A 25709-nucleotide genomic window follows, 5' to 3' on the forward strand; every position below is an offset into this window, starting at 1 on the left:
CCATCCCGCGCTAATATTATTTCAAAACAACTTACTTATTTATCATACCAAATTGTTAATTTAATGTCAACAATTTTTTAATTTTTTTAAAAAATTGTTGATTTAAAATAATTGGATTTAATGACTCCTACGGGACTCGAACCCGTGTTACCGCCGTGAAAGGGCGGTGTCTTAACCGCTTGACCAAGGAGCCAAAAGAATAGAAATATTAACGACTTTTTAAGTATATAGTTTACGCTTAAAAACGTCAACGGCTTTCTTACAAAAATTTGTGTAATATCAACCCTTTTAAGTAAATCAATAAGTAAAGGGAGGAAGTAACACAGTCAAAACGATTTAATTTTACTATTCAGTGTCTCATTTTTAGGATTTTTTACAAATCTAGAACTATAAAAATAACACTTCATCCAATCCTGATCGCTAAATGCTTTATTTTGGTGCTCATTTTAATCTTGGATCAACTAAAACTTTAATACTGAATGCATCCCTTGAGAATGAAATGCATGTCCCCTTTTCCATAAAATAAAGACTCTCAAGGCGAATAAGAGTGCCTTGAGAGTAAATGGAATCTTAAACATGATTAGGAGAATACAAACATTATGTAGAAATAAAATGAATTCTACACCTAACATTATATTTAGGTTAACCTAATAATTCAAGCGATAACCCTTTATTTTCAGAATTTGTACAAATTTTAATCTATTAATCAAAATTTGTTAATATTTTTTTCTTTAAAAATAAGAAAGAGTCAAAGCCGTCTTGCTCACAAAAATGTCCGCCCTCTTCCTGTAAGTAAAACTTGGCATCTAGCGCATCACATAAACGCTTTGTTGCTTCATAAGGTACCACTGTATCATTTTTAGCAGCGATACCGAATCTATGTAGTATTTTATTTTGTAAGTTTTCAAAATCCACATCTTGTTGGACAAAAGGTTCAAGTTCAGGCATATCAGATATACCATCTTTAAAACCAGATACGATAGCTAGACTTCCGATATGATTGACATCTAGATCATTAAGAAATTTAAGCGTTGTAATGGCACCCAAACTGTGTGTGACGAAAATTGTATCACTATTCACTTCTGTTACATTTTCGTTCATATAATCTAACCATGCATCAACTTTAGGATGGCTTGAATCAGGTAAATTCAAAATTTCTACTTCATGACCTTCCAATTCCAAAGATTGCTTTAACCAAGGAAACCAATGTTTGGTGGAATCTGCTTGATACCCATGAACAATATAAACTTTTGTCATTTTCAAAACTCCTTTTTTACTGCGCCAATAATAAATATCTTACCATGCGGATATGATATATTCACGTCTCAACGGTTGGGTAAGTAAAATGGTAGATGAGCCGTTGATGAATTCTGGTATAGTTACTTTGACGCTCACAGCATACATTTCAAACGATTTTTGTCATTTGATCACTATAAAATGACGCTTTGCAAATAAAAATAGGTGTAAATCACTAGAAAATGATAAACACCTCTCATTAAAAATTGATCAATTAAAATTAATCACAGGACAGCTATTAGGCTTTTTAAACATTCCCCTAAATTTAAAAACAATCTTTAAACCAATCTCGATAATAATTTAGAAACCACATCTTTTGCTTGTTGAATACAGTCAGGTAATCCTACCGCTTCAAAAGGTGCACCCGTAATTTGTAAATGTGGATAATTCTCATAAATATGTTGCTGTATTTCTTTGATTTTACCGATATGGCCCACATGGTATTGAGGACTCGCATAAGGCATTTTATTAACAATAGTAAAATCGGGTTCTCCATAAAATGTCATCATTTGTGATAAATCTTTTTTAGCTATAGCAACAAGTTCATCATCCGATTTCTCATTAACAATGTTGTCACCTGGTTTACCAATATAAGCACGAATCAATACTTTACCTTCTGGTGTTGTGTGGGGCCATTTTTTTGTCGTCCAAGTACATGCCGTAATATCTGTTTGACTGGTTCTTGCAATGACAAAACCCGTACCATTGTATGTGTTTTTAATATTTTTTTCATCAAAAGCAAAGACTATAGTTGCCACTGAAGATGCTTGAAGTTGATAAAAATAATCAAATTTCGGATCACTACTAAACCAATCTCTAAACGATTGATGTGGTGTTGTTACAATAACGCCATCATAAAATACACGTTCCTCTTGCGCTAGTTCAACAAAGTAACCCTTTTGGGTCGCCACTAAATCATGAACTTTTGTTTCATACTCAAAATTCACATCTTGATTAACTAACCAGTTTTCTAGTTGATTAATAAAATCATTGAGACCCTTTTTAAATTGTTTGAACTGGCCTTGTGGTCCTTTTTGATTATGATGCGCAAGTTGTTGTCTTTCCTTTTTAACTTGTTGCATACCTTTAATAATACTTCCATGCTTTTCTTCTAAAGCTTTAAAATTAGGAAATGTACTCATTAAACTTAACTGATCAATATCTGTTCCATAAATACCGCTTAAAAGCGGTTCAATTAAGTTTTCAAGCATTTCATCCCCTAATCTTTCTCTAAAAAAGTGGCCAACTGAAATATCATTTTCATCTTCCATTGCGATTGGTTTTAAAGAAAGATCTTTCAATGCACGAAGTTTTCCTTTAAATGAAATTAACTTTGTCAGCATAAAAGGTTTTAAGTCCGTTGGAACGCCTAAAATAGAGCCTCCAGGTATGGGATATAATTGATTATGTGCATAAATATAAGATTGACCTGTCTCATTAGTGACAATATCTTCATCTGACATACCGATTGATTTTGCTACTTCAGTCATAATGGTTTTGCGTCCCAAATATGACTCTGGCCCAAGTTCAATGGTATAGCCATCACGTTGCACTGTTTTAACTTTGCCCCCTGCGCGATTCGTTGCTTCATAAACAGTAATCTCGACTTGAGGATATTGCGTTTTAATAAAATATGCACTCGCTAATCCAGTAATACCCGCGCCAACGATTGCAACTTTTGTCATTTTTCATCACGCTTTCGAAAAGATATTTGAAATTTCATCCACAATTGCTCCAATAAATAGAGGATGTGTGTCTGGCATAGGTGGGCGGTGATATGTGGCTCCGACATCGTCACATACGACCTTGCATTCATAATCATTATCGTATAATACTTCTAAATGCTCAGCTACAAACCCTACTGGTGTATAAATAAAGTGTTGATAATGATTTTTTTCATAAAGACTTCTTGTTAAGTCTTGTACATCAGGCCCAAGCCAAGGCGTCCCCGTTTTACCTTCTGATTGCCATCCAACTGCAACATTTTGAATCAAAGATTGCGCTTTAATCAGTTTCGCTGTTTCATTTAATTCAAATGGATATGGATCGTTATTTTCTACAATCATTTTTTCAGGTAAGCTGTGCGCAGAAACGATAAGCACGGTTTGATCATGTGCTTCTTTAGGAATATTTTCTAAAGTTTCATTCACGCGCATTGTCCAATAATCAATAAATTTCGGTTGCGCATAATAATGATTTACATGTTGTAATTGAATGCCATATTGGTCTGCTTTCTCTTGTGCACGGCGATTATAAGAAGCAATAGAAAAATTTGAAAAATGTGGCGCTAATACGACCGTTACTGCTTCTTTAATACCATCATTGTGCATTTTGTCAATGGCATCTTCAATATAAGGATGAATGTGTTTTAAACCGATATATAACTTAAATGAAATATCATCATAGCTGTTGTTTAAAGCTTCTAGCAATGCTTCTGCTTGTCGTTCAGTTGTACCTGCTAACGGCGATAATCCCCCAATCGCCTCATAACGTGAAATCAAATCTTCCAACTCTTCATCTGACGGCTTTCTACCATGTCTGATATCAGTGTAATAGGGTTCAATATCACTTTTTTGATAAGGAGTCCCATAAGCCATCACTAATAAACCTATTTCCTTTTTCATCTTAATCCGTCCTTTATATACTCGATTCTCTTAATTTTGCTTCGTATAATCGTGAACAAACTGCGATACACGACGCAATGTGTCAGGTTTCACTTCAGGAAAAACACCATGCCCTAAATTAAATATATGACGCCCATGAGCCATCCCTTGATCTAAAATCGGCTTCAATCGAGATTCAATGACAGGCCATGGTGCAAGTAAGACACTAGGATCTAAATTACCTTGTACTGCCTTAGTCACACCTCGATTTTTCGCCTCATTGATAGTGATTCGCCAGTCTAAGCCCAATACATCAATTGGTAATGAATGCCAAGACTCAATAAGATGACTCGCACCCACTCCAAACATAATCACTGGTACATTGTAGGCTTTAATCCCTTTTAGCAATTTATCCATGCAAGGCTTAATGTAATAAGCATAATCTGCTTGATTCAAGGCCCCTACCCAAGAATCAAAAACTTGAATGAGTTGTGCCCCAGCTTGAATCTGTGCACCTACATAAGTAATAGACATTTCTGTTAATACATCCATCAATTTAAACCAAGTTGCCTCATCGCTATACATTAATGCCTTAGTCAAATTATAATTTTTAGAAGGTCCGCCTTCTATCATATAACTTGCCAATGTGAATGGTGCACCTGTAAAGCCAATCAGTGGAACATTTAATTTTTCTTTTGTTAATAATTTAATAGTGTCTAATACATAAGGAACATCTCGTTTAGGATCAACCTTTCCCAAGGCTTCTACATCAGACATCTTTCGGATTGGGTTGGCAATCACAGGGCCAATACCAGATTTAATATCTACATCCACACCCATTCCTTTTAAAGGTGTCATGATATCTTTATATAAAACAGCTGCATCTGTTTGATATTGCTCAACAGGAAGTGCTGTCACATATGCACAAAGTTCAGGTTGATGTGTAATCTCAAACAGTGAATATTTTTCTTTTAACTTTCGATATTCTGGTTGAGAGCGCCCAGCTTGCCTCATAAACCATACAGGTGTATGCTGAACGGCGTCCCCCTTAATTGCGCGTAAAATTGTATCATTTTTCGTCGTACTCATATGTTCCTCCTTAAACAACGTCATTCTTCACTAATATATCACATTACGACTTAATTCCTTTACCAACTGGCTCAAATGTCATAAAAAATTTAAAACTACATTTCATTTGAAATCTTTTCGAGGATTTACATTCCTCATCAACTCGTGCGCATCTCAAACGTCAAATGGATGTGAATTGCAATATAACAAAATTCAATATTCATTATAAATTGAAAAATGATTTAAGATGAGATAAACTCGTTGAGTGGGAAATTGATTCAATATTAATGAAACTTCATCAATGAAGACTCGAGATGAATTTTAAACGTGTATGTTTCATTTGTGTAAGGGGCTCGAGTTTTTAATAAAGCATTGATGTTGTAATGCTTTTAGTCATTGCTTTTTTGCGCGAAATAACACTTTTTCCACTAATCTTTAATAGTTTTTTAACCATGCATAAAATAGTGGTTATTTCAATGAGAACGGCTTATAATAAATGCAATAAGGAGGCGATCACCATGAAATTCTATATCACATACGGAACTTACGGATATTTACGCCAAATCCAACTTAACAATCAATCACATCAATTGCTTATTTTCTCAGGTGACGATCAATCCGTTATGATTGATGAAACAGAAAATGAGACCGTATTTCAACAACCTAAATCTTATCGCGTATTAACAAGATTAGGTACACTATCAGCTGATAACTTTCATGCGCTTATTTCTATCCCTACAACAGAGGATCATAAATATCAATTAGAAAATAAACTTGAAAATTATGTACCAAGCTTAGATTCAAGTGAAGGTTTTAATAGCTTTAGATTACTAAAACCTATTCACAGTAATATTTATAAAGTTTTCTTTGGTTTTACATCACGTCAAGCTTATGAAGATTTCAAAAAATCTGCGGCATTTCGTGAACACTTTTCAAAAGAAGGTGTTAGACCCCTTGCAGGATCTTCAAGTGCGCATGCTTCATATTTGGAACAATATTTCTATCCAATTAGTGAAGAGGATACAACTGAAGAATCATAAAAAGAAAAGTCATTTGATGCATGAATCATTTCATCCATGTCATCAAATGACTTTTTTAATCTTTTAATAAACTTTCTTGATATTTCAGCTTCTTGATTGTCGCGTTGACAGTTAAGTACCCTACTATAAAAAAGAGTATGAACAAGTAGAAATAGCTTATATTCAAAATGATATAAACGATGCTTAGTATGATACCAATAACTAAAACTGTGTGTTGCAGGAATTTTCGATAACCTACAATCACATGCATCTCTGAAACAGGCCAAACTTGTGGCCATAAACTATACGCTTCTTGCTTGTAAAATTGTGACATTTGCAAAACAATAATATACATAGATAAACCGCCAATGATAGCACTCACAATTGGATGACTTAACCATATCATTAACGCAATAGCGATAATCACTAAGCGTAAAGTTAAATTAAATGCATCTCGCCCTCTTAAAAAGTTTCTTTTAAATAGAAATGGATACATTTGTTTGTCATTAAATGGCTTTGGCGTTTTCAAAAGAAAATCTAAATAACGTCTTCGAACAGCTTGCTCTTGTATCCCTTTGACATCGGTAAACATATTTACAAATTTATAATAATTAATTTGATGTTGATGGGCTTGTTTAATCATAAATTCCCATGGGAAATGACTTTTTTGATTTAAACGGTTAAATAACAATATCAATGCAAGTAAAATAACAATACTACCTACCCCTTTAATATCAAAAGGCCCCAGAATTAAATAGTAACCTGAAAGATAGATTAAAAATAGTATAAATTGCACTGACCAATTCTCAAGTCGATATCGGTACCATTGCCATTTGATGATTAACCCTAATAGAGGAAATATAAAAGCCATTAGAACCACAAGTATAAAAGCGTGCATACGGTCTGGGTATACCGTGTGAACTAATGGATATGCAATGATAAGCAGAACGATTTGTAACGGTAAACGTGCCAGATAGCTGTATTGAATACTCTCCTTTATATATACACGCATTTGCTTTTCAAAAGGGAGTAAAAATAAACGGTCTGCATCTTTAAGTAATGTTTTTAAAGGAAATAAAGACGTAATTGATAATACGATTCCGATTATAAGTGCGTAATTGACATCTTTTGGTACATGTTTTAACCACTGACCATAGCCGAGTATAAATGCACCAAACAAAATGAGTAGAAACACACTGAAATGACCATTAAAGATGAAGCGATTATAATAATTTTTTTCAGCTCTAAGCGCTTTTAGTCTTTTTTGAAACAGTTCTTTTGCAGCTGTCATCATGAAACAGCTCCTTGTGTGACATGAATATAAATATCATCTAAAGTCGCCCCAGGCATGTCGGTTTGCTGACGTAATTCATCTAAGTCACCCATTGCAACGATTTCTCCATGATCCAATATAATGAAGCGATCACAATAACGTTCAGCAGTCGCTAAAATATGTGTACTCATCAATACGGTACGTCCCTCTTTTTTCTTAGATTCCATTAAATCAAGCATAGATTGAATTCCTAATGGATCCAGTCCTAAGAAAGGCTCATCAATAATATATAAATCTGGTTCTACAATAAACGCACAAATAATCATGACCTTTTGCTTCATTCCTTTAGAGAAATGACTTGGGAAAACAGATAACTGATCTTGCAAGCGAAAAGTCTTTAATAGTGGCTCTGCACGTTTCATTGCCTCATCATAATCGATGCCATAAGCCATTGCTGTCATTTCAATATGCTCTTTTAGCGTCAAAGCATCATAAATCACTGGCGCTTCTGGAATATAAGAAAGGTGTTGTCTATATGCATTAATGTCTTCTTTAATATCAATGCCAGAAATGGACATCTCCCCTTCTGTCGGTGTTAACAATCCTAACATATGTTTAATCGTTGTACTTTTACCAGCACCGTTTAATCCAATTAAACCAATAATTTCTCCATCTTTTAATTCAAAATTTATATTTTTAATCACAGGCTTCTTACCATAACCACCTGTTAAATGTTTTATATGCACAGTCATCAACTTGCACCTCCGTATTTTTTATTGTATCAAAAACAGCGTTATAATTGCTATTTAATCGTCGTTGTATAAAATCGTTACATCAAAAGATACACATGCTATAATAATAATTAAATGAAGAAACGGGGGTACACAATATGACAAAAACAATTTTTTCACAAATCATCGATGGGGAGATTCCAAGTTTTAAAGTGTATGAAAATGACTATGTTTATGCTTTTTTAGACATTTCTCAAGTCACTAAAGGTCATACTTTACTTGTTCCTAAAAAGCCATCTCCTAATATCTACGAAACAGATGCTGAAACGATGAAACATATTGGTGAAGCATTGCCTATTGTAGCCAATGCAATTAAAGCAGCATTCAGTCCAGATGGTTTAAATATTATTCAAAATAACGGTGAATACGCTTCACAGTCTGTTTTCCACCTTCATTTCCATTTGATACCTCGTTATGAAAATGACATTGATGGCTTTGGTTATCAGTGGGATACACACGAAGACACAATAGATGATACTCAAAAAGCAGCATTAGCTAAAGAAATTGCCGCCCACATTTAATATGAATATTTTGCGTTCTATCGCTTAATTTCATTAGAATTGGGTATAGATATAAGAAAAACATTCGAGGAGGAAAACTATGAAAGCCGTTCGAATCACACTCGGTGTTGTAGCCGGAGTCGCAACAGGATTAGGCGTTGCATTGATTAAAAAAGATGGTCAAACACGTATTGCGAATCCTAGACCTGAACGCCCTAAAACTGAATTAGAGCAAGAAGTGGATACAATAAAACAAAGTGTCAATGATATCGTAAACTATGTGACACAAATAAAAACTGAAAGTCAAAGTTTTGCTTCTTCTATTGGAGACGAAGTAAAAACGATGATTGGCGAATTCCAAGCGGATATTGACCCTAATGTGAAACGCATCCAAACACATATCGAAAATTTACAAAATCGTGGACAAGAAATTACAAATTTTCCAACAAAAAAATAAATTTTTAGTGTGTGATTGTGCATTATTCGATATAATATTTTTAAGCATGATACTTTAAGGTATCATGCTTTTTTACAGTCTGAGAAAGGAGCAACTCATCATGAAACACAAACAACAACAAATTGAAGGGATGCTTTACACACATAAAATCGCTATGCTTTCTAAAGTGCTTTGGAAAAATGCAGAAAGCGATTGGCAAGCATGGTTGAGAAAGTCAGACATCACTATGAATGAACACTTAATTCTTTTGACAATATATGCCTTTGAACGTGCTACAATTTCTGACATATCTAAATATGGCGTGATGCATGTTTCAACAGCATTCAACTTTGCTAAGCGTTTAGAACAACAAGAATTACTTTCACTTAAAAAAGATACAAGTGACAAAAGAAATACTTTTATAGTGTTAACAGAAAAGGGAAAGCAACTTGTTGAAGAGATATTTGATCAATATGATGAAAGTAAAAATCATATTTTTAATGTTTCCAAACAATATAAGGATGAAATGTTTCACCTTCCAAACTTTAGCGATGCCCATTACCTTGTATCTAAATTGCAAGGCAAAGAATTCATAGATGACGTTAATTTGTGTCAAGAAAATTTACGGAAAAATTTGCTTGACGAACAGTAAATTCAGGTAGATAATACCTTATATTACTGATGCAGAGGAGTATCCAAATGTTAAACTGTTTGCGTTCAATTGATATACATTCTAGATTTGGTTTACCTAGAATTGCCTTCATAAGTTTTGTAACAGTGGTTATCACTTTTTTTATAAGTTTTGAAGTGTTTCATTATTATTCAAATGTACCTTTTACAGATCAAAATTTTATAGTGTTTATTGTCTTAATGTTACTTATATACCCACTTCATAAACTGATTCATATTGTGACGGTGTTACCCTATTTCAAGCACCTAAAAACTTATAAGTTAATTCGTAAATCATGGATACCTTTATATAATATCTTTTTAGATAAACCGGTACGTAAAGTCTATTTTTGTATTTGCTTATTGATGCCGCTTATCGTTATTACTATAAGCTGTATCTTAATTGCACGCGCATTTCCAGAATATGGCCATTACTTTATGTTTTTATTGGCACTTAACGCTGGCTATTCTGTAATGGATATTCTTTACCTCAAAGTGATATTATTTTCGCATCAAGGTCATTATGTCGAGGAACATAGTAACGGTTTTGTACTATTAGAACATAATTATCATTCATAATTAACGAGATTTTAAAAACAATCATTCTGAACATCAAAGCCATCAAATTGTTAATCGATTTGATGGCTTTGACTTTGTTTTTTAAGCATTTTGTAAGATGAGCGCCTTCAATTGAATCATTTGAACAACTGAATCATTAACGTCAAAAACGACATTTTCACACTATTCTTCTCTATTCTATAATAAAAAAATCATTATATTTTGTTTTTTCTCATCTTTTAGTCTGATATTTACCCTTCATCGTTGGTCTGAGCCTGACATTATGGTATATTATTTGTGTTAATTTTAAAAATAAAGGAGCTCATAAGATGAAGAAAGGCATACAAAAATTAATTATTCCTGTTACAGCAAGTGCATTATTACTCGGAGCATGTGGAAATGATGCCCCTACTTCAAAAGGAGAAACTTTAATCTCATCTAAAGCAGGTGACGTTAAAGTTCAAGACGTTTTAAAAGAAATTGGTAACGAACAAATTGCAAGTGACTCTTTTAAAGTATTACTTAATAAAATATTAGAAGAAAAATATGGTAAAAAAGTCGATGATAAACAAATCGATAAAGAAACCGATGAAGAAATCGAAAAATATGGCGGTAAAGACCAATTTAAAAACTTATTAAAACAACAAGGTATGTCTTTGGATGAATATAAAAAGCAACGTAAAATGATTGCTTATCAAAAAGAATTACTTAATGACAAAGTAAAAATTTCTGATAAAGAAATAAAAGATAATACCAAAAAAGCATCACATATCTTAATAAAAGTAAAACAAGATAAAGACGATAAAGAAGGTTTATCAGACAAAGATGCTAAGAAGAAAATTGAAGAAATTAAAAAAGAAATTGATAAAAATCCAAAATCATTCGATGATCTAGCGAAAAAAGAATCTATGGACTCAAGCAAAGATAAAAATGGTAGTTTAGGTTATGTTGTTAAAGGTCAAACTGTGAAGCCTTTTGAAAAAGCCTTATTTAAATTAAAAGACGGCGAAATTTCTGACATCGTTAAAACGGACTATGGTTACCATATCATTCGTGCAGATAAACCGACTGATTTTAACAAAGAAAAATCTAAACTTAAAGAAAAATTAATTCAAAATAAACTACAAAAAGATCCAGAAATTTTAACAAATGCTTATAAAGATTTATTAAAAGAATACGATGTTGATTACAAAGATCGCGACATCAAAAAAGCAATCGAAGACAATATTTTAAATCCTGAAGCATTAAAAGAACAATCTTCTCAACAACAAGGTATGCAAGGTCAAGGACAACAATTAGGTATGTAATACATATGCGGTTGATTTAGCCTCATAATAATACAAAACAACGTCAGTACATCACAATGCTGACGTTGTCTTTTTTATTTACACCAATTTGTTATCCCCTCTTCATACTGAGCAAAGAAAAAGAGGCTAGGAAATGATTCCCAACCTCAATCTTCAGCTTACCTCATATTAATCCAATTTTTCAGGCTTATAGAATTGACGATTCTCCAATCCAAAAATACGCTCTGTGAACTGTCCTTTATTAACCTTTTTAAAAGCTTTATCGAACATATTCATTCGTGCATCAATGTTATCAATATAATTAAGAATTTCAGCTTCTTTTACTTGTGGTAACTTAGGAGAACCATATTCTAATTTACCGTGATGCGCTAAAATTAAATGGCGTAATAATAATATTTCTTCACCATCCACATTCAGCTCTCTTGCTGCATCCGCCACATCATCACTTGCTATAGAGATATGACCGAGTAAATTTCCTTCTAATGTATATGAAGTAGCAACAGGGCCAGATAATTCTCTCACTTTACCCATATCATGTAAAATAATGCCACTATACAACAAACTGCGATTTAGCTCAGGATAAATATCGCATAAGCCTCTAGCAATTTTAAGCATCGTTAATACATGGTAACTCAGTCCACTCACAAAATTATGATGGTGAGAACTTGCTGCTGGGTATACAAAATAACGATCTTCATATTTGTTTAACAAATATCTTGTTACTCTTTGAAGCGGTGCATTTTCTATTTCAAAAATATATTCTTGCATTGCATCCTTGATTTCTTCTGGAGACATTGGGGCTCCATCTATGAAATCTTGCGTACGCATGCCATCTTGCTCAGTAGCTAAACGAAATTGATTTACCTTCATTTGTTTACGCCCACGATAATTGATGATATCACCTTTCACGTGAATGATACGTTCAGGTTGAAGTAATGGAATGTCCTCTTTAGACACCGTCCATAATTTCGCTTCTATTTCTCCACTTTTATCTTGTAAGTGAAGCGTCATATAATCTTTTCCTTGTGCTGTAACCCCTTGAGTTGCACGGCGAATCAAAAAGAAGTGATCGACCGTATCTCCAGGTTGTAGTGTTTCAACATTTCTCATATTTAACGCCTTCCCATTCTATGTTTCTATCTTTTTTAATGTTACAAGTTGTTTAGTTGGTATATTTGAGTCACGTAAACATGTAAAATAGAGAATTTGGAATTCTTCAGACATGCCTCTTAAATATTTCATCATTCTTGAACGACGCTCTGCATCAAAATGTACAAACGCATCGTCAATAATAATCGGCAATGAATAATAAGGTTTTAATATTTTAATCAGACTAAGTCGAAGTGCTATATATAACAACTCTTTAGTAGATTGACTTAACTCAATTGGATGGTACATTTGGCCATCTCGATGACGCACCATAACTTGTTCATTTTCATATGTGACTTGAACATATTGGCCGTCTGTTAGTTCTGAATAAATATTCGTCGCCACCTGAACAACTTGTGGTAATCGTTTATCTTTAATTTGTTTAATATGTTCATCAACAAGTGCTTCAAGATAACTTAACGCTGCCCAATCATCAGCCGTAGCATTAAGTTGGTTTTTCGAGAGCTCGTATTGATGGCGTAAATGACGCAATGTATCATCTGTTTCCATATGGTTGATTTGTGCAGATAAATCACTCACTTCACTTTGTATAGTGAGATATCTCTCATTGTAGTCATCAATTTGCTCAGATAATTTTTGATATTCAGCATCAAGTTGCGCTGTCGTTTTTTCGCTTAATTTAGAACTTTTTTCATAACTATAATCTTGATTTTCAAGAAAATGGGTTAAGTCATTAAAGCGAGATAATCGTTTATGATAAGTTTGATAACGATCATGATGTCTATAATAACTTTCTTCATCTAATGCACCAATTGCGCCAAACAAATTATGAATGACACTTTGATTATCTTTTAAGCGCTGATTCAAATGTTTAATTTCGTTATCGATGAGCGAAATTTGTTCTAAATTATGTGCATGTCTTGTCATATCTTGATTCGCATTTTTCAACCATTCTCGGACATCATGAAATAAAGTCTGACGGTCAAATTGTGTTAAAGCTAGCCCAATTTTTGTTTTTGCTTCATCATAAAACGCCTCTAATTCATCATGTAATTGTGTTTTTGTGACTGACAACGTACTTAAATGCTGTGCATGTTCTTTCAATTTTTGAATTGTTTCAATCGCATTTAATAATAAATCATCAGATAAATTTTGAGACACATGTAAATGCGTTTTCAGTTCTGAAATACTTTGAGAAGAATGTTCATAATCAGTTTGTACTTCTTCGTTTTGAATATTCAAATGATCTTTTTTTGTTTTTAAAATTACGAGTTGTTGCTTTCTTTGAGTAATTTGATCACGTAATTGATACTGTGTCGACAAATCGAAATCTAATTCATAATTATCTTCTAGTTGTTGTACTTCTTGTTCTAATTGTGTAATTTCCTGTGAAAACTTTTCATTATGACCGACAGGTTTAGAACGGAACATAAAAATAGCAACGATAAATATGACACCTAGTACTGCTAAAACTACAGCCGGTACGAGTGCTTGAGATAAAAACATAAAAATTGCAAATCCTATAGAAATCAGTGCAAGGATCATAGATGCAATACTCAATTTTTTTTGTTTTTTATCTTTTTGTTGTTGTTCGATTTCGAATGCTTCTTTCATCTTCGAAAATAAATTACGTTTTTCATTTAATTCTAACAGGCGATGATCATAAATCTTTTTCTTTTCAAAATTTTCATCACTCACAAGCTGCTCTTCTAGTTGTTCAATTTCATTTTCATATGACTGATGTTCGATTTGATTTTCATCAATATTACTTTTTAACTGTTGTAACAATTGACTTTGGTCTCTTTTATTTCGTAACACTTCACTAGTGTAGCTTTTCTGTGCTTCTGAAGTGTCGATATTCTCATGCATTTCTTGCCAACCTATGTTGGACTGCAGACCAGACATATCCATTCGATGATTATTAATTTCACGTTCGGTTTGGTTCAAATCAAGCGCTTTCTGCTTAATTGTATCTTCTTGTTTTGCTACCCATTCAAAATTTTGATATAAATCTTGTTCGGGCACGAATAATTTATCGTTTTCTTTTTCAAGTTGACTTTTCTTTTCATCTCTTAAACCGATATCTCTTTCAAGATGTTGAACTTGAATTTTCGCTGCTTCATAGCGATCTATCCCTTGCTCTGGAAATTCTAACGGTTCAATATTTAAGTCCGCTTCTAACCCTTTCCATTCCTGGACCTGATCAATTAATGCAACTTCTTTTTGTTTTTCTTCAAACAGCGCCGTAAGTTGACTCAAGTTTTCTTTTAAAGCTTTTAAACGTCTCAATGCTTTATCATGTTCTTCAGTAAGACGCTGATACGTTTCCAACTTCGCTGATTCTTCTCTAATATCAAACTCTAATTTTCTAATTTGCTCTAATTGCTGATTAATTTCTGGATTTTGTCCTGACTTTTTATATAGGTCTTGCTTTTTCTGATGAATTAATTCACGCATGCCAATAAACTCCGTTGAACCCAGTGCACCCGCCTGCATTAAGAAATTTTGCAATTGTTGCTCACTCATATGTTTATGGATATCTTGTAATCCTAAAACACTAAAGGAGAATATTTCTTGATACGTGCGCTTATTAATATAATTAAGTTGCTGCTTTAACCAGTTTTCGTCTTTAATTGCACCATTAGGCATAAAAACTTTGACGTCTCCTACAGCACTTCCTTTAACACGTTCAACATCTACTTCTGAACCGTCATCCATAATCAATGTAACACGCCCACCGTAATGGTTCCCCATTCGAGGTTCTAATCTAGGCTCATTTTCTTTTTTAGTTGGAAAACCAAATAAAATTGAATGGATGAATGCTTGTAAAGTTGATTTACCTGCTTCATTTTCACCAAAAATTTCTGTGAAGAACGGATTAAATTCAACTTTACGTTGGACAAATTGACCATAACCATAAATTTCAACTGATTTTATCTTCATGGCTTAGTTGCCCTCCTTTAGTTCAGCTTCTATAATTGCTTCAGCACGTTCAATCAGTGCTTTTCGATCATGTTTTTGATAGTGATCTAAATATTTTGAGGCCTTAGGATTCATATATAACTCAGATAAAGCACGTTCGTAGACATCATCTTGTGCTAATAGATCTTCAGAAAACTCATTCGCAATACTTGTTTGAGGGATTTCTAAATAGTTAATTAACCATTCATCAATCATCACAAAATGGCGTTCATTTTCTTCATATTCTGTAACTAAAGTTTTTACTTGCTCTAAAACTTGTGCGTCAATACGCTCATCACCGTGAACATTAATTTGCAAGCGGTAGAATGCTCTACCTTGATGGCGTACACTTTCTTTAAATTCCTGAATACTTTCAAATAAAGTCTGCTGAGATACAGAATCAATTTCAATCGTCGCACTTTCAAAACGTATAAACTGCGTCGGAACAAAGCGTGTTTTCAATGCTACATGGTCTCCCTCAACGATAAGGCAACCTTTTTCCCCTTGTTCTTTAAAATGACGCCCCTGTATATTACCGGCATAGTGAATTTCAGGCAGATCACTTAATTGCTGTCTTTTATGGATGTGGCCAAGCGCCCAATAGTGATACAGTTTTGCATTTAAATCTTCTAGACGAAATTCAGTGTAGCGATGTGCAGTCTCTGTTTTACTATAAGTACCGTGAAGCACACCGATATGTACTGTTTGGCGATCCTCATTCGTTGGATAAAGATCGATTTTATTTTCATAGCTTTCGCTCTTTTCATAACTAAAGCCATGTAAATGTACATTTTCACCGGATTTTGTAATCGCTTGATAAGTTTCAACATCTTTAGAAAATACAGTGACATTTTCAGGCCATTTTGATGTGATTTGATCAGAGAGTGGATCATGATTTCCATGTGCAATATAGACAAAAATCTGTTCTTTTTGCAAACGTTCAAATTGTCCTTTCAAAAACACTTCAGCTTTTAATGTACGGTTGTGCTGATCAAATAAGTCTCCACTTATCACCATAAAATCAACTTCTTCTCGTAATGCGAGATCTATAATTTTTTTAAAGCTTTCATAAGCGCTATTTTCGACATCTTTCAATATTGTAGGATTTAAATAGCGTTTTGAGGCAAAAGGGCTATCTAGATGTAAATCTGCACAATGCAAAAATTTAACCATTTAAGCATTCTCCTTTTTACTTTCTAATTTCATCTCTGTTTAATAGACTATGTATTCATTTATTTTATCATATTTTAGTTATATAAGTGTGAACCAAAAGCGCATTCTGTAAGAACTTTATCATCTTCCTGGCATAAAAAAAGAGCAATTCAGAAATCTAATCATTATGCTTTAGATTTCTAAATCTGCTCTAATCAATTCGAACCGTCTCATCGAATGAAACCTTACTTCAATGTTTCATTTAATTCCTCTCCCACACTATGGGTTGATAAGAATGTAGCCGATGAAAAATTAGTTTGCGTAAATTTCATCCAATGGTTTAACAATGATTTGGTTGATTTCTTGGAAAACTTGGCTCATTTTTTGTTCAGCATTCATTAATTCAGAAATGTTGCTGTCTTTTTCAATTTGTTGCGCTTGTTCTTGCGCTTTTTGCAAGTCTTCCTCACCAATTTCTTCACCTTGCATTTGTTTTTGTTGGAAGTTTAATTGTGTTTCACGAAACTCATCAAACAATTTTTTAGAGTTTTCATCAGCTTCAACTTTAGCATAAGCATCTTTAATCGCTTTATACTCATCACTTTCGCGTAATGCTTGTTCTAATTTGTTCGCGTAATCATATAAATTTACAGCCATTTCTATTCGCTCCTTGAGTTGTGTAATTTAAGATTGAATTCTATCTCTTCCAATCTCTTTCCTTGCTTACGATACCACATTTTATACAGTTATACAAAGATTGCAATTAAACCTTGGAAAAATCCAATAATTCCACCTAAAATGAAGCCTAGCAACATGATTAATTTAAGCTCTTTATTCGCAATTTCAAATATCAGCTGTTCAATATAGTCTAAATCAAAACGATTAATTTGCTCTTCAATAAGTCCTCGTATATTAACTTTTTTCATAATTTGAGACAAACGACGTGACAATGTATCTATTATCATGTCTGTAATACGTTCTGCACCTTTTTCATGTAACATTTCAAATAATTCAGGCGCAAGTGTATTGAGTGGCTGATGTGCACGTTTTGTTATATTTGCTTGTTTTAAGACATAGTCAGCCAATTGAATTTGAATCTGCTCCATTGCTTCCGGTTGAATGATTTCTTTTAAAGGTAACACCTTTATACGCTCATACTCAATCTTCAATTGTTGTGCCAATATGTTTTTGGCTTTCGGATGATATGTTAATCGAATTAACTCTTTTTGTATTCGCTCAGCAATTGCTTCTTGTGTCATAAACATTTGGAGTAAACCAACGATTTTCCCCTTCTCAACAAAAAATGTTTCTAACATATCAGTAATGTCGTGATAACCCTTTTCAGATTCAAGGTAACCTCTAGCTTTCGTTAATAAAAATTCATCTAATGAGTCAACTTTTTTATCTAGTTGTTGCACAATCTTGTCTGGAAGCCATTGATTCATTCCTTGATTTTGATGACTTAAATACTTTTCATTTAACGATTTATAAACGATACGTTTTAACTGTCTTTCTCCTGAAGAGACGATATCAATATCAAAGCGCTCAGCTAAACGTTGTAATGTCACATGATCCTGTTCCAAAAGGCGAATCTGATCTTTTACCGTTTGGTTCATTGTTTCTTTTATCTCAGGCGTGGCCAATTTCTCTTGGATCAATGCCTCAGTTAATAAATGATCTTCTATCACTTGACCAATTTTTTCGGCAATTTCTCCTCTTCTTTTTGGGATTAAACCTGGTGTAAAAGGAATGCGTTTACCAAAAATATAATATGCACGAAAAGGATGAAAAAGCATTTTAACTGCAATCATATTCGTTACGCCACCAATCACCGCACCTATGATTATCATAAATACAACAACTAAAATCGGTTGCATATTCATCTCTCCTTAATTCATCATCCATTGTTTTTATTGAACGTTTAAAACTTTAAAATCTATAAAATATGAAATATAGCAGTCAAAGCTTTAACAGTTGCTATTATACACATAATCCTCAATCATTATAAGTTCAAACACTTTTTTAATGAGATGATAGTGACGCCTTTCAATACCTATATTGGATAAAAATAATTCCTTCAAAGCATGCCTATTCAGTCCATACTTTGAAGGAAGATATTCAATGATGATTTATTCTATTATTATAATTTATTTTCAATCTTATGCGCGAATAAGATCTTCTTTAACATTACGTTGGAAGTATGTCTCAGCTTCTCTCAATTTAGGCGTCGCAAAAACAGGTTGTTTATCTGTATCTAGTACGCGATAAAGTTCACTCACTTTATTAGATTGAAGGATGAAACCACCTTTAGTATCAATTGTATCCCAATAAATATCGCTAATTGTTGAATATTTTGGATATGCAGCTTGGTTTCTTGAAATTGTTTGAACAATTTCTAATGGGTCACAACCGAAAGTACTATTTAAAACTTCTGAATCTCTAAATAATGCACAAATGGATACACATGTCGTCCAGTTAGGTAATACACGCTCTTTTTCAATTTGAACAAGTGTCTTTTTTGACAAGCCAATTGTTTGAGCCATTGTATCTTGTGTATACCCCGCTTCGATACGTACCATCTTAAATTTGGTTTGAATTAAATCAGTAAAACTTTGTCTATCCATATTTATATTACTACCTCTCTTAAATAAAAATTTATCCGCACACAAGCATTGCAATTCTACACAATTCTTGAAACACAAATTACATATTAATACAAAATAAGATAAATGAAAAGCATCTTTTTAGAAAACATTGAAAGTCATAAAAATGACATAATTAACGCAAATCGCAATTATATTTTAACTTAATAACATTTATTTCAGGTAAAATGAATACATTGATATCTATACTGTTTAGTGCGACACACACTTGCGTAACTTGTTTCTTGTATGCTACTGGAAATGCATTCTTTCTATTAATTTATTTTGTACTGCTATGGATTGAGACTTAATGATGCTCAATACCTATGTATCTTTGCTACCTTGATTTAACATACAATGTCAGCCGTTTTATTTCTCTAACTCTGCTTATCTTATGTCGAAAATATGTGTTTAAGAATTTTATTATAACACAGATTAATAGTGTTACGAACTCAAATAAATAATGCTTTTGTGTTTAAATCAACTTACAATAAATCACTTTTTTTATGCATGAATCATGTTTGGTCTAGTTTTTCGACTTTATGGTTTATCTTTTTTAATCCATTTATGAAACAATGAATGAAATACAATCGAAAGGCCTATACTAAAAAATATAATAATGATAATGTTTACGATAAGTTGCCAAAGATGGTCACTAGGTAAATACGAAAACAGAAAAAACATAGGAATAACAAAAATAAAATCTAACCAACCTAATTCTTTTAAAGCTTCGTCTAAATGATTCAAAATATTTACCTTCCTCATGAAATATTTGTACAGTCAAAACACTCATATTAAATTGAATAAAACTCATTAACAGCACGAAGTCCAGCTTTATCTCTGTACATATCCATTTTCTATCAATTCAAGCACACTAATCATTAATACTCATTTTCTACTTTTTGTAGTAAAGTTATAATTCTTATGCAAACATATATTAACTTTGATTTCATTTAAACAAAAATTTTGGATTATTCAGGAATTTAACTGTTTTCAATTGATTATACATATTATATCATATGTTAAAAGTGAGAGAATACTATAAAAAATTGATAATACTGGTGAGTTTTGAAACTTTCCCCCATATTTTTCTTCAATCTTTTCTTTTGCATGTGGGTTTTATGTTCTCAAAATCTCTCAAACTGGCTTAGTTTTTGCAACTAACTTAGCTATATTAGTGATAATTACAACAATATTGGCATCACTTGAAATAAAATTGACTGTATCAGTACTTCTGTTATATCTTCTTTTTTAAAGTTCAGATAGAATCTCATTAAAGATACAAAACTTTAATGATTTTGTCCCTCAAGTTTTCATTCGTCCATTCTTAGTATCTTCAATTTTTAATACAATAAAGAAATGTTAGGCACTTATTATTTTAGTTCGTGCATTGCCGAATCTATTAAGGTTTTAGCACACAAAATCATAAATACTACTAAAAAAGAGGTGAAAAATGAATTCTAAAGTTATCATTTTAAAAGACGATGCTTATGAAGAAAGTAACGTATCTATAACATTTACATTAAAAAACATACGCATGGATGAAGGACTCAAAATTTATTACTTTGAGGTCATGACCCAGTTTGAAAATCAACAAATCGAAACAGAATTAGCCATTTTCAATGATGAAATTCAACATTTGAAAGACCTTGAATTTACACCACCTATAACTAAGCTCTATTTCTTAGAGCCCGATATTTCATTGACAGTCATAGAAGTTGAAAAGGACGAATTTTGTGTATACGTCAACTTAGATTCAGGTGTAAGAATGCATAATATTGCGACTGAATCAGGCATATCCGTAAGGCTCAATTTAGCGCAATCATCATTTAAGCAGTTCATCAATGAAATAGCATCAATCGAATCACACACATCATATTTGAATGGTTAGTCTTAGCTCATTTGGTCACGCACGCAAGTAATATATTTCTTTCAATATCATCTCTATTTGTTACGCTTTAATCCTGTTTACCAGCTTTGCTTATCGCTAAAAATTGGGACATTTAAAAACAGTGTATATCATAATGCTCTATTATAAAAGCAACGGTTAGTGCTTTTTCACTAACCGTTTTGATAGAACACCCTAACTTTTTCATTGTACTAATGCAACAATAATCTTGACTGTAAGCCCTTTAAATTTCATGATAGCCATCACCCTTATTACTTTTTACAATATTATAATCTGAAAATTGGCAATATAGCAATCATTTTTAAATGACTAGATTTATCATGCTATTCATAGGATAATAGAAACATTGAGAATGATTTTTATTTTGATTCAATATTAATTCATTGATGTCAATTTTAATAGAGGTGTTATTGTTGCAAGTAGAAAACAGGATTTCCCAAGCAAAAAAAGGCGCAACCTTAAGCATCGTCACATATACTATATTAACTTTATTAAAAGTCACATACGGTTGGCTCGCAGATAGTCGCGGTTTAACAGCGGATGGGATAAATAACGCAACAGATGTCATTAGTTCAATTGCCATCCTTATCGCTCTACATATATCTATGAAACCAGTAGATAAAAACCATCCTTATGGGCATTATCGCTCAGAATTTATCGCTTCTTTAATCGCATCCTTTATTATGTTTGCTGTGAGTATTCAAGTGATTATTACTGGTGTAAAACATTTTTATCAAGGTCAATTTCATCAGCCGAGTCAATCAGCTTTGATTGTAGGTGTAATTTCAAGTTTTCTTATGTTTGCTGTTTTCCTCTATAATCGTAACTTAGCAAAAAAAGTCAAAAGCAATGCCCTTAAAGCAGCGAGTTATGATAATTTATCAGATGCTTTAGTTTCAATAGGGACTGTTATAGGGATTCTAGGTGTCTATATAGGAATTCCCATGTTAGATACGCTGGCTGCAATCGTTATTGGATTATTAATCATGAAGACAAGTATCGACATTTTTAAAGAAACAGCCATAACCTTAACAGACGGGTACGACGTCGATGAACTCGAGCATATCGAGCAAATCATTTCGTCTATCCCTGGAATTAAAGAAATTAGAGATATTAAAGCTCGTAGTCACGGAGTGATGTCATTCATTGATGTGACCATTGCCGTGGAACCCGAACTAAATGTCATTGAAAGTCATCAAATATCAGATCATATTGAAACTAAGTTACAACAACAATTAGGCGAAGTCGAAACAATTGTGCATATTGAGCCGTATTTGCACTAAATATATCAGATTTAAATCTATACATTAAATAACGTCACAATATATGTACCAAAAGACAATTTTTGGAATGCATACATTGTGACGTTAATTTTGTGAAAAAATAGTCGCTATGACCATCGATTAACACAAAAATATAGTTATTTCTTCAAATTTTACTCAATCGGTTTAAATGAGGTTGTTTTCCATAGCATAAATGGCTGCTTGCGTGCGGTCATTGACTTGTAATTTAGAAAAAATATGACTGACATGTGTTTTAATCGTTTTTTCAGATACAAATAATGTCTCAGCAATTTCTTTATTCGTCTTACCTTTAGCCATTTCTTTTAAAACTTCCGTTTCTCGTTTCGATAATTTATTAAGGATATGAGGCTTTGTGATAACAACATCCATCACTTGTTGTGCATCTTCATGAATCACTTTCTCACCATTTAAAACACGTGTAATTGACGTCATTAATGCTTCGGGTTCAACATCCTTCATTTCATATCCATCAGCGCCAACACGCATTGCAGACATAACATGCTCTTCATCAACATAACTCGTTAAAACCAAAATCTTAATGCGCGGAAACCCTTCTTTAATATGTTGTATTAACGTAATCCCATTCATCTCAGGCATGACTAAATCAACTAACACCAGATCGGGCTCAATTTGTTTTTCATTTAATGCATCCAATAATGATTGACCATTTCCAAAACTACCGGTCACTTCTATTTCATTTTGTGTTGATAGTAAAAATTCTAAGCCTTGACGCACAATAAAATGGTCATCAACTAATGCAATTTTAGGCATAAAAAAGCCTCCCTTTGATGTTAAAGTGGTATCTTAATTTTAATCGATGTCCCTTGACGACTGTCAATATGCATCGTTCCTTTTATCATTTTAATACGTTGCCTCATATTCGATAATCCGTGCTTATCGTAAACATCGATACGCGCAACGTCAAACCCCTTTCCTTCGTCCGAAATATCAACGGTTAGCATATCATCAGATTGATTAAGGACTACCGTAATTTTTGATGTATTGGCGTGCTTTTTTGTATTATTCATTGCTTCTTGAATGACGCGATAAATATGTGTCTCAATTTTGTTTTCTAAGTCAATCAAACCATGAACAGTAATGTCGATTTCTAAATCGATTAGTTTCGCATAATTTTTAAGTGCGTGGACAATCCCTTGCTCTAACCCCACTGGTTTTAATTGCCAAATTAAAGCTCTCATCTCATTAACCGCATTTTGACTTGTCTGTTCAATTTGGGCAAAAGCACGTTGAGATGTTTCTTCTTCAGACATTTGCCCTGCTGCATGTGCAGTTAATTTTAAAGAAAACAACATTTGATTCACTGAGTCATGTAAATCTCGAGCCAATCGATTACGTTCATTAATACGCGCGGCCTCTTTTTCTTGGTTATTCAAGTCAATTCTTTTAATCGCTGAACCAATTTGAAAAGCGACTGATTCTAAAAGTTCTAGATCTTCATCACTGTAATGTGTTGTAAAAGGTGTCGCAACATTTAATAAACCAAATTGCTCATTGCCTGACCTTAACGGAACTGTCGCGTGATGCGTTATATTATCCGTTTCTGTACTAAATTCACGACTGGCTAAGTTAATACGAGAACAGTTAATAATGTTAGAGGCTTTCGTCAATTTTTGATTATGATAAGATTGAACACACCAGCATGAACCTTCTGTCATATATTTACAATGATGATGCGTAAGTGCTGGTGGTAGCGAGCGTTGTGCTTCTAATGTATGATAACCTCCCGTATCAATAAAAAATATCCATCCCGTTGTGAAATCACTCCCCTTTACCAAATAATCTAAAGCGCCATCAAGCATCGATTGTAATTCTGTCTCTTCATTGAGAAATTCAGCGATTTCTTTTAATAACGCTAATCGAGTTGGTTTTTCCACTTCGTACACACCTCTCTTCCACTTTTTAAAATTTAAAATATAAGAGCAAAAAATATGTATTTAGTTTTATTATACACATACCGCTTTCCCTTTAAAAACCATCAACACTATACTGATTTATGGTATGATAGAAACAATTAAGGAGGATACTATGAAATTTTCAGTTGCTGAATCGTTTGATCAAATGTCTATCCGAGACATTTTTAAATCATTAAAACTACCTAAAAAAGAACTCCATTTGTTGAATATGTCTAAAGCCATTACTGTTAATGGTCAACCCGCACAATTTCAGCAAACCGTTTCATCGGGAGATGTCGTCTCAATCCCAGACGAGCCTGTGAAGAGTCAATATTTACCTAGTTATCGCTATGCACAAATTGTTTACGAAGATGAATATTTAGCGATTGTATATAAACCTAAAGGTGTGAAAACACATCCCAATGACTTGAAAGAAAGTAACACCTTGATGAATCATATCATCTATACTTTAAATTGTGACTACGTAGAACCTATTCATCGGCTTGACCAAGAAACAGTGGGGCTATTAATCGTTGCTAAACATCCAATTGTTAAAAAGATACTCGACCGTATGTTAGAAGATAATACAATTCACCGCATTTATAAAGCCCAAGTAAAGGCTTTATTACCAATTAAACCACAAACTATTGATATGCCGATTGGAAAAGACAAATTCCATCCGAATAAAAGACGTATTTCGAATACAGGTCAACGTGCAGTCACACATATTCTAGAATCAAAAATGATCAAAGAAGGTGTATGTGAAGTCAAACTTAAACTCGATACTGGTCGTACGCATCAAATTCGTGTTCACCTTGCTGAAATAGGTCATCCTGTTTTAGGAGATCCGTTGTACAGCGATTCTAAGTTAAGACAATTACAATTAGAAAGTTATCAAATTGAATTCCAACACCCACTTACTCAACAACTCATCTCTGTCACAACGGATGATATTAAATAACGCTCAATTTTATAACATAAACATTAAAAGACTGGAACATCAATCCTAAAAACAAATTGCGCTAAGATGAATTTCACTAAAAATCACCTTAGCGCTTTATTTTGATGATAAAAGCTTGTATGAAATGATTTCCCTATCCAATGGTACAGCACCAGCCTGTAATCTTTATCTCGTTATGTACGCTCATGCGCCTCGTTATCAATATTTCTGGTACGATGATTAAAAACATCTATTTTG

24 protein-coding genes and 1 tRNA gene are annotated in these 25709 nt (G+C 33.1%); 9 read left to right on the forward strand and 16 right to left on the reverse strand.

Annotation, left to right across the window (positions count from 1 at the left end; all coding sequences use genetic code 11):
• Positions 1-121: 121 nt before the first annotated feature.
• The 5 genes from CD118_RS01770 to hemE form a co-directional block, all read right to left on the reverse strand.
• Positions 122-193: transfer RNA gene (locus tag CD118_RS01770), tRNA-Glu, on the reverse strand.
• A gap of 509 nt (positions 194-702) precedes the next feature.
• The gene (locus CD118_RS01775; protein ID WP_060829717.1) at positions 703-1257 is read right to left on the reverse strand and encodes an RBBP9/YdeN family alpha/beta hydrolase; all 555 of its coding nucleotides are present in this window, start codon (positions 1255-1257) and stop codon (positions 703-705) included.
• A gap of 317 nt (positions 1258-1574) precedes the next feature.
• Positions 1575-2981 (reverse strand): protoporphyrinogen oxidase, encoded by a 1407-nt coding sequence (gene hemY / locus CD118_RS01780; RefSeq protein WP_103356158.1) that lies wholly within the window; start codon positions 2979-2981, stop codon positions 1575-1577.
• A gap of 6 nt (positions 2982-2987) precedes the next feature.
• Entirely contained in the window at positions 2988-3920 is a 933-nt protein-coding gene (gene hemH, locus CD118_RS01785) for a ferrochelatase (RefSeq protein WP_050330601.1), read from the reverse strand.
• Between the two features lie 30 nt (positions 3921-3950).
• Positions 3951-4988: a uroporphyrinogen decarboxylase gene (gene hemE / locus CD118_RS01790; RefSeq protein ID WP_103356159.1), complete on the reverse strand. Its 1038-nt coding sequence runs from the start codon at positions 4986-4988 to the stop codon at positions 3951-3953.
• Between the two features lie 497 nt (positions 4989-5485).
• Between hemE and CD118_RS01795 the strand changes: the two genes are divergently transcribed.
• Positions 5486-6007, forward strand: coding sequence for an antibiotic biosynthesis monooxygenase family protein (locus tag CD118_RS01795; protein ID WP_103356160.1), 522 nt, complete (start codon positions 5486-5488; stop codon positions 6005-6007).
• 55 nt (positions 6008-6062) lie between these two features.
• Here CD118_RS01795 and ecsB read toward each other — a convergent pair whose 3' ends face one another.
• Both ecsB and ecsA read right to left on the reverse strand, forming a co-directional pair.
• On the reverse strand, positions 6063-7280 hold the full coding sequence (gene ecsB, locus CD118_RS01800) for an ABC transporter permease EcsB (protein WP_425353198.1): 1218 nt from the start codon (positions 7278-7280) through the stop codon (positions 6063-6065).
• Positions 7277-8011 (reverse strand): ABC transporter ATP-binding protein EcsA, encoded by a 735-nt coding sequence (gene ecsA / locus CD118_RS01805; RefSeq protein ID WP_050330597.1) that lies wholly within the window; start codon positions 8009-8011, stop codon positions 7277-7279. Before ecsA ends, ecsB begins: the two co-directional genes overlap by 4 nt.
• A 137-nt stretch (positions 8012-8148) precedes the next feature.
• Here ecsA and CD118_RS01810 point away from each other — a divergent pair, with 137 nt between their 5' ends.
• The 5 genes from CD118_RS01810 to prsA all read left to right on the forward strand — a co-directional run bounded on the left by CD118_RS01810 (position 8149) and on the right by prsA (position 11520).
• Positions 8149-8571: an HIT family protein gene (locus CD118_RS01810; RefSeq protein ID WP_050345458.1), complete on the forward strand. Its 423-nt coding sequence runs from the start codon at positions 8149-8151 to the stop codon at positions 8569-8571.
• Between the two features lie 79 nt (positions 8572-8650).
• A complete protein-coding gene (locus CD118_RS01815; protein ID WP_016425444.1) occupies positions 8651-9007 on the forward strand; it encodes a YtxH domain-containing protein in 357 nt (118 codons plus the stop codon).
• 100 nt (positions 9008-9107) lie between these two features.
• Positions 9108-9638: an HTH-type transcriptional regulator Hpr gene (locus tag CD118_RS01820; RefSeq protein WP_050345457.1), complete on the forward strand. Its 531-nt coding sequence runs from the start codon at positions 9108-9110 to the stop codon at positions 9636-9638.
• 47 nt (positions 9639-9685) lie between these two features.
• Positions 9686-10234 carry a DUF3267 domain-containing protein gene (locus CD118_RS01825; RefSeq protein WP_060829708.1) on the forward strand — a complete coding sequence of 183 codons (549 nt, stop codon included), beginning with the start codon at positions 9686-9688 and terminating at the stop codon, positions 10232-10234.
• Positions 10235-10542: 308 nt separating this feature from the next.
• Positions 10543-11520, forward strand: a complete 978-nt coding sequence (gene prsA, locus CD118_RS01830; RefSeq protein WP_050330593.1) for a peptidylprolyl isomerase PrsA — start codon at positions 10543-10545, stop codon at positions 11518-11520.
• 168 nt (positions 11521-11688) lie between these two features.
• Here prsA and yhaM read toward each other — a convergent pair whose 3' ends face one another.
• The 7 genes from yhaM to CD118_RS01865 form a co-directional block, all read right to left on the reverse strand.
• Entirely contained in the window at positions 11689-12630 is a 942-nt protein-coding gene (gene yhaM, locus CD118_RS01835; protein WP_050330592.1) for a 3'-5' exoribonuclease YhaM, read from the reverse strand.
• Positions 12631-12648: 18 nt separating this feature from the next.
• Positions 12649-15573 (reverse strand): ATP-binding protein, encoded by a 2925-nt coding sequence (locus CD118_RS01840; protein WP_103356161.1) that lies wholly within the window; start codon positions 15571-15573, stop codon positions 12649-12651.
• Positions 15574-15576: 3 nt separating this feature from the next.
• Complete coding sequence (locus CD118_RS01845; protein WP_103356162.1) at positions 15577-16764, reverse strand: metallophosphoesterase family protein; 1188 nt, start codon at positions 16762-16764, stop codon at positions 15577-15579.
• A gap of 291 nt (positions 16765-17055) precedes the next feature.
• On the reverse strand, positions 17056-17400 hold the full coding sequence (locus CD118_RS01850) for a YlbF/YmcA family competence regulator (protein WP_016425452.1): 345 nt from the start codon (positions 17398-17400) through the stop codon (positions 17056-17058).
• Between the two features lie 89 nt (positions 17401-17489).
• On the reverse strand, positions 17490-18620 hold the full coding sequence (locus CD118_RS01855) for a DUF445 domain-containing protein (RefSeq protein ID WP_103356163.1): 1131 nt from the start codon (positions 18618-18620) through the stop codon (positions 17490-17492).
• A 282-nt stretch (positions 18621-18902) separates the two neighbouring features.
• Positions 18903-19367, reverse strand: a complete 465-nt coding sequence (xdrA, locus tag CD118_RS01860; protein ID WP_016425454.1) for an XRE family transcriptional regulator XdrA — start codon at positions 19365-19367, stop codon at positions 18903-18905.
• Between the two features lie 558 nt (positions 19368-19925).
• The gene (locus CD118_RS01865; protein ID WP_103356164.1) at positions 19926-20132 is read right to left on the reverse strand and encodes a DUF6007 family protein; all 207 of its coding nucleotides are present in this window, start codon (positions 20130-20132) and stop codon (positions 19926-19928) included.
• Positions 20133-20838: 706 nt separating this feature from the next.
• Here CD118_RS01865 and CD118_RS01870 point away from each other — a divergent pair.
• Both CD118_RS01870 and CD118_RS01875 read left to right on the forward strand, forming a co-directional pair.
• Positions 20839-21276, forward strand: a complete 438-nt coding sequence (locus CD118_RS01870; RefSeq protein WP_060829703.1) for a hypothetical protein — start codon at positions 20839-20841, stop codon at positions 21274-21276.
• Positions 21277-21707: 431 nt separating this feature from the next.
• Complete coding sequence (locus CD118_RS01875; RefSeq protein WP_050330585.1) at positions 21708-22577, forward strand: cation diffusion facilitator family transporter; 870 nt, start codon at positions 21708-21710, stop codon at positions 22575-22577.
• 165 nt (positions 22578-22742) lie between these two features.
• On the opposite strand, the gene CD118_RS01880 is transcribed toward CD118_RS01875, so the two are convergent.
• Together CD118_RS01880 and CD118_RS01885 are read right to left on the reverse strand one after the other, a co-directional pair.
• Positions 22743-23369: a response regulator transcription factor gene (locus CD118_RS01880; RefSeq protein ID WP_103356165.1), complete on the reverse strand. Its 627-nt coding sequence runs from the start codon at positions 23367-23369 to the stop codon at positions 22743-22745.
• Between the two features lie 20 nt (positions 23370-23389).
• Positions 23390-24493: a GAF domain-containing sensor histidine kinase gene (locus CD118_RS01885; RefSeq protein WP_103356166.1), complete on the reverse strand. Its 1104-nt coding sequence runs from the start codon at positions 24491-24493 to the stop codon at positions 23390-23392.
• Positions 24494-24644: 151 nt separating this feature from the next.
• Here CD118_RS01885 and CD118_RS01890 point away from each other — a divergent pair, with 151 nt between their 5' ends.
• Positions 24645-25472, forward strand: coding sequence for an RluA family pseudouridine synthase (locus CD118_RS01890; RefSeq protein ID WP_060829699.1), 828 nt, complete (start codon positions 24645-24647; stop codon positions 25470-25472).
• The last annotated feature ends 237 nt before the right edge of the window (positions 25473-25709 follow it).

Source organism: Staphylococcus coagulans, assembly GCF_002901995.1.
Classification (GTDB): Bacteria; Bacillota; Bacilli; order Staphylococcales; family Staphylococcaceae; genus Staphylococcus; species Staphylococcus coagulans.